The sequence below is a fragment of the Phyllobacterium sp. K27 genome (genome assembly GCF_054796155.1).
In genome coordinates this window covers 1618509-1631427 of record NZ_CM139240.1, presented here as the reverse complement: position 1 = coordinate 1631427, position 12919 = coordinate 1618509, and the positions used below count along the sequence as shown (strand labels likewise).

Below are 12919 nucleotides of genomic sequence, written 5' to 3'. Positions count from 1 at the left end.
TTCAAAAACCAATCGCTTATCAGTAAAATTTTAATCAAATTGTCATGGTCTTCATCCGATACGTCACAGCAGCGTCACCGACTTGTTACATGCGGATGCTAGGCGAGCAGGAATTTCCAATAAAGGGGATTCGTTTGGATGCCAGTTGCTCGACAGTCTGCAAATACACCGCCTCCTCGCCCGCATGTCAAAAATGAAAAGTTGAACAGGGCTGTTCGGCAAAACCGGCTTCTGTCACGTGCCGGATTATCCGAAAGATTATTTGCTCATGTCTTCAAGGGACTGGTCTATCCGCAAATCTGGGAAGACCCGGAAGTTGACATGGAGGCTCTGCAGATACGCGCCGGCCATCACATCGTTACAATTGCATCCGGTGGCTGCAACGCAATGTCTTATCTCACGGCCAATCCCGCAAGTGTCGAAGCCGTTGATCTCAATACAGCTCATGTTGCCTTTAACCGCCTTAAACTTGCAGCGGTCGTCAATCTTCCCAATTATGATGCGTTTTATCGCTTCTATGGAACAGCCGACAGCAAGTCCAACCTCACGGCTTATGAGCGCTTCATTCAACCACATCTTGATGCAACCAGCCGCGCCTATTGGGAAAAGCGGATGCTTTCCGGGCGCCGACGCATCACCATCTTTTCGCGTGATCTTTATCGTCATGGCTTGCTTGGTCTGTTTATTGGTATGGGACACCGCGTCGCCCGTTTATACGGCATTGATCCACGAGATATTTTGAAAGCATCAACGCTGGCCGAACAGCGGGTCTATTTCGACACCGCCCTCGCCCCACTTTTCGACAAACGTATGATCCGATGGGCGACAGCGCGGAAATCCTCGCTTTTCGGCCTCGGCATTCCGCCCCAGCAATATGACGCGCTGGCAACAGCCGGGAACGGCGATATGGCCAAGGTATTGCGCGGTCGCCTTGAAAAACTCGCCTGCGGCTTTCCGCTTTCGGAAAATTATTTTGCGTGGCAGGCCTTTGGTCGGGGCTACAGCGACAATGCCGAGACGGGCCCGCTACCTCCTTATCTATCTCGCAAGAATTTTGAAGCGGTGCGCGAGCGGGCTGGCCGAATGAGTGTCGTCAACGCGTCATATACAGAGTTCCTGAGCGCGAAGCCTGCCGGTTCGGTGGATCGCTTCATACTGCTGGATGCACAGGACTGGATGAACGATACACAGCTTAACGAGCTTTGGACCGAGATCACCCGCACAGCCGCTCCCGGCGCGCGCGTCATCTTCCGTACCGCTGCCGAGCCATCTCTTCTGTCGGGCCGTGTTGATGACGCAACGCTAGCGCAGTGGGAATACAGCGAAGAACAGTCGAAAGCGCTTCATGCTCGCGACCGCTCTTCGATCTATGGCGGATTTCATTTGTATACATTGAGAGGCTAAATCATGTTTACGAAGATCGAACATGGTCCTCTCATGGATCGCGTCTACCGGCATCAACGGCACTTTTATGATGCGACGCGCAAATATTATCTACTGGGTCGCGATCCCATGATTGCCGGCCTTAATCCACCAGAACGAGGCTCCATCCTGGAGATTGGTTGTGGAACGGGCCGAAACCTCATTCTAACCGGCGATGCCTATCCTAAGACTTCCCTTTACGGCCTTGATATTTCGCATGAAATGCTGGCGACGGCCCAAAAGAAAATAGAAGCTGCGGGCATTGGCAAGCGGGTCAAGCTTGCTTACGCCGATGCAGCCGAGTTTAATCCGCAACTGCTTTTTGGTCGTCGGCATTTTGACCGAATTTTCATCTCCTACGCCGTGTCGATGATTCCGCAATGGCAAACCGTTGTGGAGCAAGCAGTAAGCCACCTTGCCCCAAATGGCTCACTCCATATTGTGGACTTCGGCGATCTGGCAGATTTGCCAACCATTGCCCGAAAGGCGCTTTATACGTGGTTGGACTGGTATCATGTCACGCCCCGCAATGATCTGTTCGATGTGGCTGAAGCCATTGGCCTGCAAAACAACGCTGTAGTGCACAAACAACGGCTTTACCGCGGGTTTTCATGGATAACGATCATCCGGCGGAAAGGCGCGTAATTATCAATTTTATGTGTGCCAACGCGGTCGCTCATGAACTGTTAAGCATAATAGTGCATCTGTGAGTTTGCACCAATGCCGACCAATGATCCAGCCGCGGAAAACTTTATATGAAACGCCTTGTAGCCGCCTTCATGACGCTTCTTCTCACCGGCTGCACAACTGTCGATTATAATTTTTCAGATGCCAAAAAACCATCGGCTAGCCGTCAGATGGATGCCCCATCCGGCAATGTCAAAGCACCACGTTATGGCGATAGTGATCCCCATGACTGGACCGGAAAAACGCCTTGGCATTATCCAGTGCACGGCACGGACGTATCAAAATATCAATCCACGATAGACTGGCAGACCGTTCGATCAAGCCGCATATCTTTCGCCTTCATAAAAGCAACTGAAGGCGGTGACCGGGTTGATGACCGCTTTGCAGAGAATTGGGCTGCCGCCAGGTCCGAAGGCATTCCGCGCGGTGCTTATCACTTCTACTATTTCTGCCGCTCAGCCGCTGATCAGGCCCGGTGGTTTATTCGCAATGTACCCAACGATCCGGGTGCCCTCCCGCCTGTGCTCGATATGGAATGGAATTCTGCCTCGCCCACCTGCAAGCTGAGGCCCAACGCTTCAATCGTTCGCAAAGAGATGCGCGTCTTTATTGATATGGTGGAACGGCATTATGGCAAGCGCCCGATCATTTATACCACTGTCGATTTCTTTGACGATAATGATCTGCGACAACTCTCCGGTTATCCGTTCTGGCTTCGCTCCGTTGCCGGTCATCCCGATGAGAAATATGGCCCGCACCCATGGACCTTCTGGCAATACACCGGAACCGGTTCAATTTCCGGCATACGTGGAGACGCTGATATCAATGTTTTTGCCGGCAGCGAAAGTGCTTGGAAACAGTGGCTGGCGCGCAACAAAGTCCGATAAAGCTTTGAGTTCCGGGGTTCTCTCTATTCTGTGACTTCACCTAATGGCCGTTATCGTGCATTAGCAGGGAAAGTGTGCGTGCTGTTGACGCGCCTGCCATCAACGAGATCCCAATGAAGAAACTATCCATCGCCATCGTCACCAGTCTGTTTGCCGTTTCCAGTGCTCAAGCTTTAGACCAGGTGGCACCTGCAGAGCCTGTTGTTGCCAAACCTGCTTGTGGCGGCGAACTTGAACCTTGGTTCAATGGCTTGATTGCCGAGGCGAAAGCCGCAGGCGTCAGCGATAAGGGCATCAGCGAGCTGTTCAAGGCGTCAATGGACGACAAGGTGCTGGAGCGTGACCGCGCGCAGGGCGTGTTCAGCCAGACATTCTTGACGTTTTCATCGCGCATGGTTGCTGATTACCGCTTGAAGCAGGGTGCTGCCAATCTGAAGAAATATGCTGATACTTTTGCCAAGGCAGAGGCAGAATATGGCGTACCTGGCCCCGTTATCTCCGCCTTTTGGGGATTAGAAACTGATTTTGGCGCCGTTCAGGGCGATTTTGATACACTCAATGCTCTCCTTACTCTATCCTACGATTGTCGTCGGCCGGAACTTTTCCGCCCACAATTGATCGCATTGCTCAAACTTTTTGATAAGGGTGTCGTGGATGCAAAAACAACCGGAGCCTGGGCTGGAGAGATCGGTCAGATGCAAATGTTGCCCACCGATTATCTGGAGCGCGGCGTTGATGGCGACGGCGATGGCAAGGTTGACCTGAAAGGCTCCGCGCCCGATGCGATCATGACCGCAGCCCGCGTTATGCGCGATCTTGGCTGGCGCAAAGGCGAGCCATGGCTCGAAGAGGTCAAACTCACCAAAGAACTCCCATGGGAGAACGCCATCCGCACCAATCGCCTGCCCCACTCAAAATGGGCTGAATGGGGTGTGACAGGGCTTAAAGGGCCGCTTGGTCCCGATGATGGCGACGCATCCTTGTTATTGCCAATGGGCCGAAAAGGTCCAGCGTTTCTTTCCTATTCAAACTTCGACATCTTTGTCGAATGGAACAAATCCATCATCTACGCGACCACAGCCGCCTATTTCGCTACGCGCTTGGCAGGAGCAGGACCGCTGGAACAGACCACACCTGAGCAGGGGCTAAACCCGGAACAGATGAAAGAACTGCAGACCAAGCTGGCAGCGCGCGGCCACGATATGGGCCCGAAGATTGATGGCGTATTCGGCATTCTGACCCGCGATGCAGTTCGTGAAGAACAGATGCGGCTTGGGCTTCCCGCCGACTCTTGGCCAACGCCGGAACTTCTCAACAAGCTATAGGTCTTGTGACGCGTATTCCATCGTCTCAAGCGAAGCAAAACCTTCTGGTCGCCCGCCAGCTTCAAACGGTGTTTCCACCTCGACAAATGTGTCCGGGTAGAAACCGTTAAACCGGGTACGCAGCGATAAGGAATAGGCACCGATATTGCCTATTTCGATCCAGTCACCTGTATCCACGGTTTCCGGCAACCAGAACGGACGAGACAGGATATCAACGGAATCGCAAGTCGCACCGCAAACTCGAAACGGTACGATTGTCTCCGGATTGCCATTACGGTGTTTCTTGGCAGGATCCGGGATAAATCGGGCTGGCAAGGTAATTTTTCCGGTCCAGGAATCCGACAGGGATGCCCATATACCATCATTGATGTAAAGCCGCCTGCCTTTGCGCAGAAGCACGCGAACAATCAGCGAAAAGGCTCTCGCAACAATAACCCGTCCGGGCTCAGCAACCAGCGGCAAATCCCCAAAGCCATATTCGTTGATGTCGCCGCGCAAACGGGACATCAACTGGCCCAGCGAGGGCATCTCAACCTGCTTGCGTTTTGGGTCGTGACCATATTCAGCAGGAAAACCACCACCGACATCCAGTCCGGCCAGTGTCACGCCAGCACGATTCCTGACCCAATCAGCGGCACGCAATGCCCGTTCATAGGTATCGGGATCATCAATCTGACTGCCAACATGGAAGCAAAGGCCCACCTTGTAACCAATTTTCTCCGAGCGTTGCAGCAGTTCCACCGCGTGGGCCGGAGCAGCACCGAATTTCTTTGAAAGCTCGTAGGCAGCATGCCCTTTTGTTTGTAAGCGGATATAAAGCGTTATGCTTCCGGGATCGATATCCAAGGCGCGCACGATACGCGTGACTTTGGCGATTTCATCTTCATGATCCACGGCGAGGATACGAATGCCATAGGTCTCAAGCGCCAGACGAATGTCCGACTGTGCCTTGATCGGGTGCATATAGAGCATATGTGCGTTGGGAGCGACTTTTCGAACAGCCGCAAATTCTCCCGGCGAGGCCACATCAAATGTATTGATACCGTTGCGGGCAAGGGTTTCCAGCACAAGATTTTCACCATTGGTCTTAACTGCATAGGCTGTCTCGCCGGGAAACATCTTCATGAAGTTATGGGCGTCTTCGATGAGAACCTGAGGCCTGAAGCAATATACCGGCTGATCCAGGCGCAATTCGAGCGCGGCATCACGGGCGGTGGCGAATCGTTGCATCTGTGTATCTTGCGTCATCCCAAACTCTTAGCAAGTGAAAGTGACGGATGAAAGTCACGACTGAATGCAAGAATTGGGTGGCAACGCACGATAAAAAGCATAAGGATTTGCAATCCATCACACTTGGAAGGGTAAGTCTGTGTCTATTGCTGATGCCAAAGCTCCGCCGCCGCTTTCGATGTCCGGTTTCGTCTGGCTGCAACTTCTGTTGCTCGGCGCGATTTGGGGTGGTTCATTCTTCTTCGCGCGCATAGCCGTACAGGTTGTTCCTCCCCTCACTCTGGTGTTGTTTCGTGTTGTCATTGCGGCACTGGCGCTGCACATTTATCTTGCGAGCCGCGGCATCAATTTCTGGGACTACCGTCGCCATGCACTCGGTTTTGCAGGACTTGGCCTGTTGAACAACGTCATTCCTTTTTCCTTGCTCTTCATTGGGCAAACTGCGCTGGGTGCTGGCCTGGCCTCCATTTTCAATGCGACAACGCCTATCTGGACAGTGATTTTGGCGACCATTCTGACTGCCGACGAAAAGGTCACCGTGCCTAAGCTTGTCGGTATTCTTCTGGGCATCGTCGGAATAGTGGTGATGATCGGACCTGGAATATTAACCGGTCTTGGCGGCCCACTATGGGCGGAACTTGCTGTCATCACCGCAACCTTATCCTATGCCTTCGCCAGCATTCTGGCTAAGCGCTTCAAGGGAATTCCGCCAACCGTCACGGCGACAGGGCAAATGACTGCATCGACACTGATCATGATACCTGTCGTGCTGCTCTATGATGGATTACCACATCTGGATGCAATAACCCCGGGCATCTGGTCCGCAATTCTCGGATTGGGACTTCTATCAACGGCCTTTGCCTATATTCTCTTCTTTTCAATCGTGAAGGCGTCAGGGGCAACCAATGCCTCCCTCGTCACGCTGATTGTTCCGGTCAGCGCCGTGCTACTTGGAACAATTTTTCTTAGCGAAACACTCGCGGCGCAAGATATTGCCGGAATGGCACTTATTGCCATTGGACTCTTGGTTATTGACGGTCGCCTCCTAGCTATTTTCAGAACGAGGAATAGGTAGAATTATCATAAATTTTCAGTAGTTAGACCGAAATACCGGGAGTTAATCCTGTTCAAAACATGGCAAAACAAGGCCTGCATAGACGTTGCGTTAATTTTGCCGCACTGCAAAAATTTACCGCCATCTTACATTTTTTTTATTTTTTCCGCCATTTTTAAACGTTTAAATGTGTTTATTTTCAAAAACTTATCGTTCCTGTAGAAAAATTTTCTACATTCTTTGTCATCATCCGGTAATATTTGGGCTTTTTCTGTGGCGAATTTGCGCTATGTTATGCAGGTTAACTGCAGGAGACAAGCGATGGGACTAACTCGATCGATGAATGTCCTTATGATCTGTGCAGCGTTCGCATTTATTGGTGCAATGGTCGTAGGACTGATACCTTGAAATAAAATATGAGCGCTACGGATATGGTCTCTGACCGTTAGATAAGTGAAACAAACGAAACGGCCCGGTTATAGCAACCGGGCCGTTTCACTTTATCAAGCGGCAGCGCCAGCCAGATTGGACTGAAGTGCGCCCGCATCCGGACGAATACCGATCAAGTGGCAGATTGCGAAGGCAAGATCGGCGCGGTTCATTGTATAGAAATGGAAATCCTGCACTCCACGCTCGACCAGATCCAGCACCTGCTCGGCAGCAACAGCCGATGCCACCAGCGCGTGAGTCTGCTCATCATTTTGCAGCCCATCAAACCGCTCTGCCAGCCATGCAGGTATGTGCGTGCCTGCTTTGGAGCAGAAGTTGGTTACCTGGGTGAAATTGTGAATTGGAAGTATGCCGGGCAAAATTGGGATGTAGATGCCAGCGCGCCGTACCTTTTCGACGTAACGCTCATATTGGTCGTTTTCAAAAAAGAACTGCGTGATGGCACGTGTCGCGCCATTATCGACCTTGCGCTTCAACATATCGATATCGGTGGCAAAATCCGGGCTTTCCGGATGCTTTTCCGGATAGGCAGAAACTGAAATATCGAAGTCTGCAAAAGCTTTTAATCCAGCAACAAGGTCAGCGCCGTTTTCATAACCGCCTGGTGTCGGCTTGTAATGGGCACCCACGCCGCTTGCGGGATCACCACGCAAGGCAACGAAGCGATTGACGCCCATGGCTGCAAACTCACGGATTACCGTGTCTACCTCTTCCTTTGTGGCATCGACGCAGGTCAAATGTGCCGCTGCATTCACATCGGTTTCAGTTAAGATACGCTTGATTGTACGGGCTGTGCGTTCACGGGTAGAGCCACCTGCCCCATAGGTCACAGAGACAAATTCCGGGTTGAGTGGAGCCAGACGTGTTACAGTTTCCCAAAGGCGCTCTTCCATCACCTCGGTCTTTGGTGGAAAGAACTCAAATGAAACCCTGATATTGCTACCAAGATCAGCACGGCGGGATTGGCGGAAAAAACTCATTAGACACTCTCCGTAACGCGGGAGGTTGAAACGGGATCGGCAATAAGCAGGCGTGGGTCGCGTGCCAGCCACAATTTAACAGTCAGCTTGTCTTTGTCTTTTGGCTGCAATTCCATGCTTTGCTCCAGCGTCAGTCCGGCTTCTGTCAGCCAGTCCTTTATCTGCCCGTCATGAAAACCGAGACGCAAATGCGCATGTCTGTCGCGAAGAAATTCAAGCTCATGCGGAGCGAAATCGACGATCAACATTCGGCCGGAAGGACGCAAGGCACGCGCAGCTTCACGAATAGCCTCAGCCGGATTATCAAGGAAATGCAAGACTTGGTGGATTGTCACCAAATCAAACGACTCTCTGTCTACCGGCAAGGAATAGACGTCACCTTGACGAACTTGCGCATTGGCAACGCCAGATCTCTCAAGGTTTGACCGGGCAATCGTCAACATGTCGCGATTGATATCAATGCCAACACCGCGCAAGTAAAGCGGGGCAAAGAGCTCAAGCAGACGTCCCGTTCCAGTACCGACATCAAGCATTGCCTGAAATGGCCTTGTGCCTACGATCTTTGTAAGCGCTTCTTCGACAGCGCCGTCTGGAACATGCAAGGAGCGGATAGCATCCCAGCTCGAAGCATTCGCGCTGAAATAGGCCGCTGCACGCTCACGACGCTGAAGCTTCACTGACGAGAGACGCTCAAGATCGCGCTCCAGCAAAGGATCAGAGCAATCCAGACGCTCCAGCAGGGAACGAGCAATATCTCCCACGATTAATGATTCTGCCAAACGGAAATAGGCCCAGGAACCCTCCTGATAGCGATTGATAAGGCTTGCTTCAAACAGCAACTTCAGATGTCGTGAAACGCGTGGTTGAGATTGGCCCAAGATGGAAGTGAGATCAGAAACGGTAAGATCACCACGCGACAGCAAAGCAAGAATACGAAGGCGGCTAGGCTCAGCTGCCGCTTTCAATGTATCAACCATCAGGTCGAGATTAAGATTGTGCCGGTCCATAACCAATCCTCAAAAGATATAAAGATATGTTTATGTCATGACGAGAGCTTTGGCAAGGCTTTTTTGCCATTGACGACAATTTCTGCCGCGTCTGAAATAGGTAGTAGAATCAAATCAGGGGGACATCATGAGCGCAGGAACGAACCGTCAGCGTTCAATCAACAAGGCGTTGACCTTGCTTTTGCCCGCCGTTCCTTACTCAGATTCAGAACCAATACGCGCAGCCGCAGGCGCGCCACACATGAAAACTCTGCCGCCCCCGATTGCCGTATGGTTAGCGGCGGTTGCTCATGTGCGGCATCAACATACGGATTATGATGCGCTTCGTAACGAGGGATACGACAAGGAGTCGGCACGTTTCTTCGTGCTTGAGGCGATCAATCGCAAACTGACGGAATGGCGGGCGACACGTCTTCTGGATCCGGATGAGGAAGATTCGAGCTAAGCCGACCCCAACCTTCTTCAAAAATAAGATCCTGCAGTTGGATTCTTTTACGCCAGCCTTTTTTTTCCAACTCTGGCGCATTGAAAAGCTCGCTGACATAACCCAGGCACAGATAGGCGATGATCTCGACATGATCCGGAATGCCTAATATTTGGCGCATATCGCTGTCGTGATAGATGCTCACCCAGCCGACTCCAATGCCTTCAGCACGGGCAGCAAGCCACAGGTTTTGAACCGCACATACGGTACTGTAAACATCCATCTGCCGGTTGTGGGTACGACCGAGCACGACCTTGCCGCCACGTGTCCGGTCACAGGTGATGCATAAATTAATCGGCGCCCTAAGGATGCCCTCAAGTTTGAGAGAGGCGTAGAGCGCTTGGCGTTCATCCTGAAACAAAGCAGTGGCTTCTTCATTGGCTTTGCTAAAGGCCCGGTGCACTTCCTTCTTGCGGGCCATATCTCGGATAGTGATGAAATTCCAAGGCTGCATAAAGCCGACCGACGGTGCATGATGGGCCGCATCAAGCAGGCGCAACAAAACATCATCAGCTATCGGTTCTGGCAAAAACTGATCGCGGACGTCTCGTCGGTTATAAATGGCTTTGTAAACCGCAGCACGCTCATCGTCAGTAAAATCGGCGGCAGGAACCGGACCATCAAAAATTTCGTGCATTGTTTGCTCCTAACAACGCTTGAGACCTTTACTGCCGTCCGCGCAGCTTGGGCTATAAGGTCCGGCCGGTCTTCTGACTGAGGTTCAACTGAACCGTGCGCCTTCCTGCAACTCTTCAATTACAGTGGCATAATGCGCGGTCATCCCCTTTACAGCGTTGGGCACGTGCCGGATTTTCACCGGCTTCCCGATTCTCCGCAATCGTCTGAATTGCTGGCACCGGACCTGTTTTCCTATTCGCCATGAAAAAACTTCTCGCGCAAGTCTCAGGGCCTGTAAATCCACTGTTCGGGAATACGAATGTCAACTTTTTCACCGACATGTATGATGCCCGGCTTTTCAACCCAGGCGACAAGACCCCGCGAGCGCTTGGACACCCGCACAAAATCCAGTGCGGTGGTGGTCTCGTCAGGTGTACCGGCATTCGCTGCAATTGCGCGACCTGCGATTTTACAGGGCGCATTCTGTCCATCAACTTTCAACGTGACACCACCCTCGAAAAACATGAGCGATCTGGGTGGCAACATTGATAGAGACGGGATACCGGCTATCACCATATTCCCGCCAACCCATTCGGCTTTAAGCTCAGGCAGGCCCATACCCGCTGCAATCTGCTCAAGTTCATCAGTACTCAGAATGGACAGCTGACGTTCATTGCGCATCTCGGTGCCACGCGGATACCAAGGCTCGCGTCCGCCGGAGCGACGTGTCTGACCGGCATGAAAATCACCTACAATACCGTCAAAAGTTAGTTCCAGCGAACTTGTCGAAGTTGTAACAAAATCATGCCCCAGCGCTTCAAAGAGCCCGTTTACACGCCCGCTGATTTTGCGAGACGGAACTATTTGGTCTTGCTTGCCAAACAGATCGGTCATTGTTTTGCTCCAAGAAAAAACACTGGTTAGAATCGGCAGCTGTGGCTGACGATAGCGTCAGCCAAAATAAGGGGAGCCTTTCGACTCCCCCTTGCAATCACCGGGTCAGAGGCTTGTAGCTTGGACGTTTGGGATTGACACTATCGGGGCCGAGACGACGGATTTTGTCGTTCTCGTAGTCTTCGAAATTGCCTTCAAACCATTCGACATGGCTGTCGCCTTCAAAAGCGAGGATATGCGTCGCAAGGCGATCAAGGAACATGCGATCATGGCTGATGATCACAGCGCAACCTGCATATTTCTCCAAAGCATCCTCAAGGGCTGCCAAGGTTTCCGTGTCCAGATCATTTGTCGGTTCGTCGAGCAGCAGAACATTGCCGCCGGACTGCAGCATCTTGGCCAAGTGCACGCGATTGCGCTGACCGCCGGAAAGATTTCCGACTTTCTGCTGCTGGTCTGTACCCTTGAAGTTGAATGCCGAAACATAAGCGCGGGAGTTCATCTCGTGCTTGCCAAGTTTGATGATGTCAGTGCCGCCGGAAATCTCTTCCCAGACATTCTTGTCGGCTTTCAGGTGATCGCGACTCTGATCGACATATCCGAGATTGACTGTCTCACCGACACGAATAGTGCCTGAATCCGGCTTTTCCTGACCGGTGATCATCTTGAACAAAGTGGTTTTACCCGCACCGTTCGGACCAATAATGCCAACAATACCGCCGGGTGGCAGCTTGAAAGTCAGATTTTCGATTAGCATACGGTCACCGAAGGACTTGGTGAGATTTTCGGCTTCAATAACCACCTGACCGAGCCGTTCACCGGCCGGTATGAGGATTTGCGCATCGCCGGGGCGCTGATCATTGGCGGCGTCAACCAGCGCATCATAGGCCTTGATACGCGCCTTCGACTTAGCCTGACGTGCTTTCGGGCTCGCGGAAATCCACTCGCGTTCGCGCTCCAGAGCTTTCTGACGAGAATCGTCTTCGCGGCCTTCTTGCAGCATGCGCTTGGACTTGGCACCAAGATAAGCAGAATAATTGCCTTCATAGGCAATGCCACGTCCACGGTCGAGCTCAAGAATCCAGCCCGTTACATTGTCGAGGAAGTAGCGATCATGTGTAATGAGCAGCACGGAGCCTTTATATTCACGCAGATGCTTTTCCAGCCAGGCAGTCGTTTCAGCGTCCAAATGGTTGGTCGGTTCGTCGAGCAGGAGAAGGTCAGGCTGCGACAGGAGCAAGCGGCACAATGCAACACGGCGGCGCTCGCCACCGGAAAGATTCGTTACTTCGCTGTCACCAGGCGGGCAACGAAGTGCTTCCATTGCCATTTCGACCTGTGATTCAAGGTCCCAAAGGTTTTGGGAATCGATAACATCCTGCAACTTGGCGCCTTCATCAGCGGTCTCGTCGGAGTAATTCATCATCAATTCATTGTAGCGATCGAGAATGGCCTTCTTATCAGCGACGCCATCCATAACGTTACCCATAACGTCTTTGGTCGGGTCCAGATGCGGCTCTTGCGCCAGATAACCGACGGTTGCTCCGTCTGCCAGCCAAGCCTCACCTGTATATTCCTTATCAAGGCCGGCCATGATCTTCAGAACTGTAGACTTACCGGCGCCATTTGGACCAAGAATACCAATCTTGGCATCTGGATAGAAGGACAAGTTGATATTCTCAAGAACCTTTTTGGTTCCATATGCCTTGTTCAGGCCGGACATGTGATAGATGAATTGGCGTGCCATAACGCGCGTCACTCCGATGCTCGGGATTTCTTTTGAATGAATTTGCGCCGTATGTAGGCGAAAGCCTTAGCTGTGGCAATGGATGCCTATGAATTTCGACTTTCACTGAAACGAGCGAAACCGGGCGCGGATAT

Annotated in this window: 12 protein-coding genes and 1 riboswitch; of the genes, 6 read left to right on the top strand and 6 right to left on the bottom strand. The window is 52.0% G+C overall.

What is annotated here, in order from left to right; all coding sequences use genetic code 11:
- Positions 1–138 precede the first annotated feature (138 nt).
- From ACYJL1_RS07885 to ACYJL1_RS07870, 4 genes are all read left to right on the top strand, one after another.
- Positions 139–1404, top strand: a complete 1266-nt coding sequence (locus ACYJL1_RS07885; RefSeq protein WP_460897819.1) for a BtaA family protein — start codon at positions 139–141, stop codon at positions 1402–1404.
- Between the two features lie 3 nt (positions 1405–1407).
- Positions 1408–2067 (top strand): class I SAM-dependent methyltransferase, encoded by a 660-nt coding sequence (locus tag ACYJL1_RS07880; RefSeq protein ID WP_460897818.1) that lies wholly within the window; start codon positions 1408–1410, stop codon positions 2065–2067.
- A gap of 110 nt (positions 2068–2177) precedes the next feature.
- Positions 2178–2996 (top strand): glycoside hydrolase family 25 protein, encoded by an 819-nt coding sequence (locus tag ACYJL1_RS07875; RefSeq protein ID WP_460897817.1) that lies wholly within the window; start codon positions 2178–2180, stop codon positions 2994–2996.
- Positions 2997–3109: 113 nt separating this feature from the next.
- On the top strand, positions 3110–4321 hold the full coding sequence (locus ACYJL1_RS07870; protein WP_460897816.1) for a lytic murein transglycosylase: 1212 nt from the start codon (positions 3110–3112) through the stop codon (positions 4319–4321).
- Here ACYJL1_RS07870 and ACYJL1_RS07865 read toward each other — a convergent pair.
- The gene (locus ACYJL1_RS07865; protein ID WP_460897969.1) at positions 4316–5551 is read right to left on the bottom strand and encodes an alanine racemase; all 1236 of its coding nucleotides are present in this window, start codon (positions 5549–5551) and stop codon (positions 4316–4318) included. The genes ACYJL1_RS07870 and ACYJL1_RS07865 overlap by 6 nt on opposite strands.
- 139 nt (positions 5552–5690) lie before the next feature.
- On the opposite strand from ACYJL1_RS07865, the gene ACYJL1_RS07860 reads away from it, so the two are divergent.
- Positions 5691–6626, top strand: coding sequence for a DMT family transporter (locus ACYJL1_RS07860; RefSeq protein WP_460897815.1), 936 nt, complete (start codon positions 5691–5693; stop codon positions 6624–6626).
- 482 nt (positions 6627–7108) lie between these two features.
- Here ACYJL1_RS07860 and metF read toward each other — a convergent pair whose 3' ends face one another.
- Positions 7109–8035: a methylenetetrahydrofolate reductase [NAD(P)H] gene (gene metF / locus ACYJL1_RS07855; RefSeq protein ID WP_460897814.1), complete on the bottom strand. Its 927-nt coding sequence runs from the start codon at positions 8033–8035 to the stop codon at positions 7109–7111.
- Entirely contained in the window at positions 8035–9042 is a 1008-nt protein-coding gene (locus ACYJL1_RS07850) for an ArsR/SmtB family transcription factor (protein ID WP_460897813.1), read from the bottom strand. Before ACYJL1_RS07850 ends, metF begins: the two co-directional genes overlap by 1 nt.
- A 127-nt stretch (positions 9043–9169) precedes the next feature.
- On the opposite strand from ACYJL1_RS07850, the gene ACYJL1_RS07845 reads away from it, so the two are divergent.
- Positions 9170–9487 (top strand): DUF2293 domain-containing protein, encoded by a 318-nt coding sequence (locus ACYJL1_RS07845; RefSeq protein WP_460897812.1) that lies wholly within the window; start codon positions 9170–9172, stop codon positions 9485–9487.
- On the opposite strand, the gene bluB is transcribed toward ACYJL1_RS07845, so the two are convergent.
- The 3 genes from bluB to ettA form a co-directional block, all read right to left on the bottom strand.
- Complete coding sequence (gene bluB / locus ACYJL1_RS07840) at positions 9420–10163, bottom strand: 5,6-dimethylbenzimidazole synthase (RefSeq protein ID WP_460897811.1); 744 nt, start codon at positions 10161–10163, stop codon at positions 9420–9422. The genes ACYJL1_RS07845 and bluB overlap by 68 nt on opposite strands.
- A gap of 46 nt (positions 10164–10209) precedes the next feature.
- Positions 10210–10402, bottom strand: a riboswitch (cobalamin riboswitch).
- A gap of 27 nt (positions 10403–10429) precedes the next feature.
- Entirely contained in the window at positions 10430–11038 is a 609-nt protein-coding gene (locus ACYJL1_RS07835; RefSeq protein WP_460897810.1) for an MOSC domain-containing protein, read from the bottom strand.
- Between the two features lie 97 nt (positions 11039–11135).
- The gene (gene ettA / locus ACYJL1_RS07830; protein ID WP_460897809.1) at positions 11136–12785 is read right to left on the bottom strand and encodes an energy-dependent translational throttle protein EttA; all 1650 of its coding nucleotides are present in this window, start codon (positions 12783–12785) and stop codon (positions 11136–11138) included.
- Between the last annotated feature and the right edge of the window lie 134 nt (positions 12786–12919).

Bases quoted from the DNA above. Each gene is read 5' to 3' on its own strand.
- ACYJL1_RS07870 (WP_460897816.1), top strand. From the start codon at position 3,110: ATGAAGAAACTATCCATCGCCATCGTCACCAGTCTGTTTGCCGTTTCC.
- ACYJL1_RS07875 (WP_460897817.1), top strand. From the start codon at position 2,178: ATGAAACGCCTTGTAGCCGCCTTCATGACGCTTCTTCTCACCGGCTGC.
- ACYJL1_RS07850 (WP_460897813.1), bottom strand. From the start codon at position 9,042: ATGGACCGGCACAATCTTAATCTCGACCTGATGGTTGATACATTGAAA.
- ettA (WP_460897809.1), bottom strand. From the start codon at position 12,785: ATGGCACGCCAATTCATCTATCACATGTCCGGCCTGAACAAGGCATAT.
- ACYJL1_RS07885 (WP_460897819.1), top strand. From the start codon at position 139: ATGCCAGTTGCTCGACAGTCTGCAAATACACCGCCTCCTCGCCCGCAT.
- metF (WP_460897814.1), bottom strand. From the start codon at position 8,035: ATGAGTTTTTTCCGCCAATCCCGCCGTGCTGATCTTGGTAGCAATATC.
- bluB (WP_460897811.1), bottom strand. From the start codon at position 10,163: ATGCACGAAATTTTTGATGGTCCGGTTCCTGCCGCCGATTTTACTGAC.
- ACYJL1_RS07845 (WP_460897812.1), top strand. From the start codon at position 9,170: ATGAGCGCAGGAACGAACCGTCAGCGTTCAATCAACAAGGCGTTGACC.
- ACYJL1_RS07865 (WP_460897969.1), bottom strand. From the start codon at position 5,551: ATGCAACGATTCGCCACCGCCCGTGATGCCGCGCTCGAATTGCGCCTG.
- ACYJL1_RS07880 (WP_460897818.1), top strand. From the start codon at position 1,408: ATGTTTACGAAGATCGAACATGGTCCTCTCATGGATCGCGTCTACCGG.
- ACYJL1_RS07835 (WP_460897810.1), bottom strand. From the start codon at position 11,038: ATGACCGATCTGTTTGGCAAGCAAGACCAAATAGTTCCGTCTCGCAAA.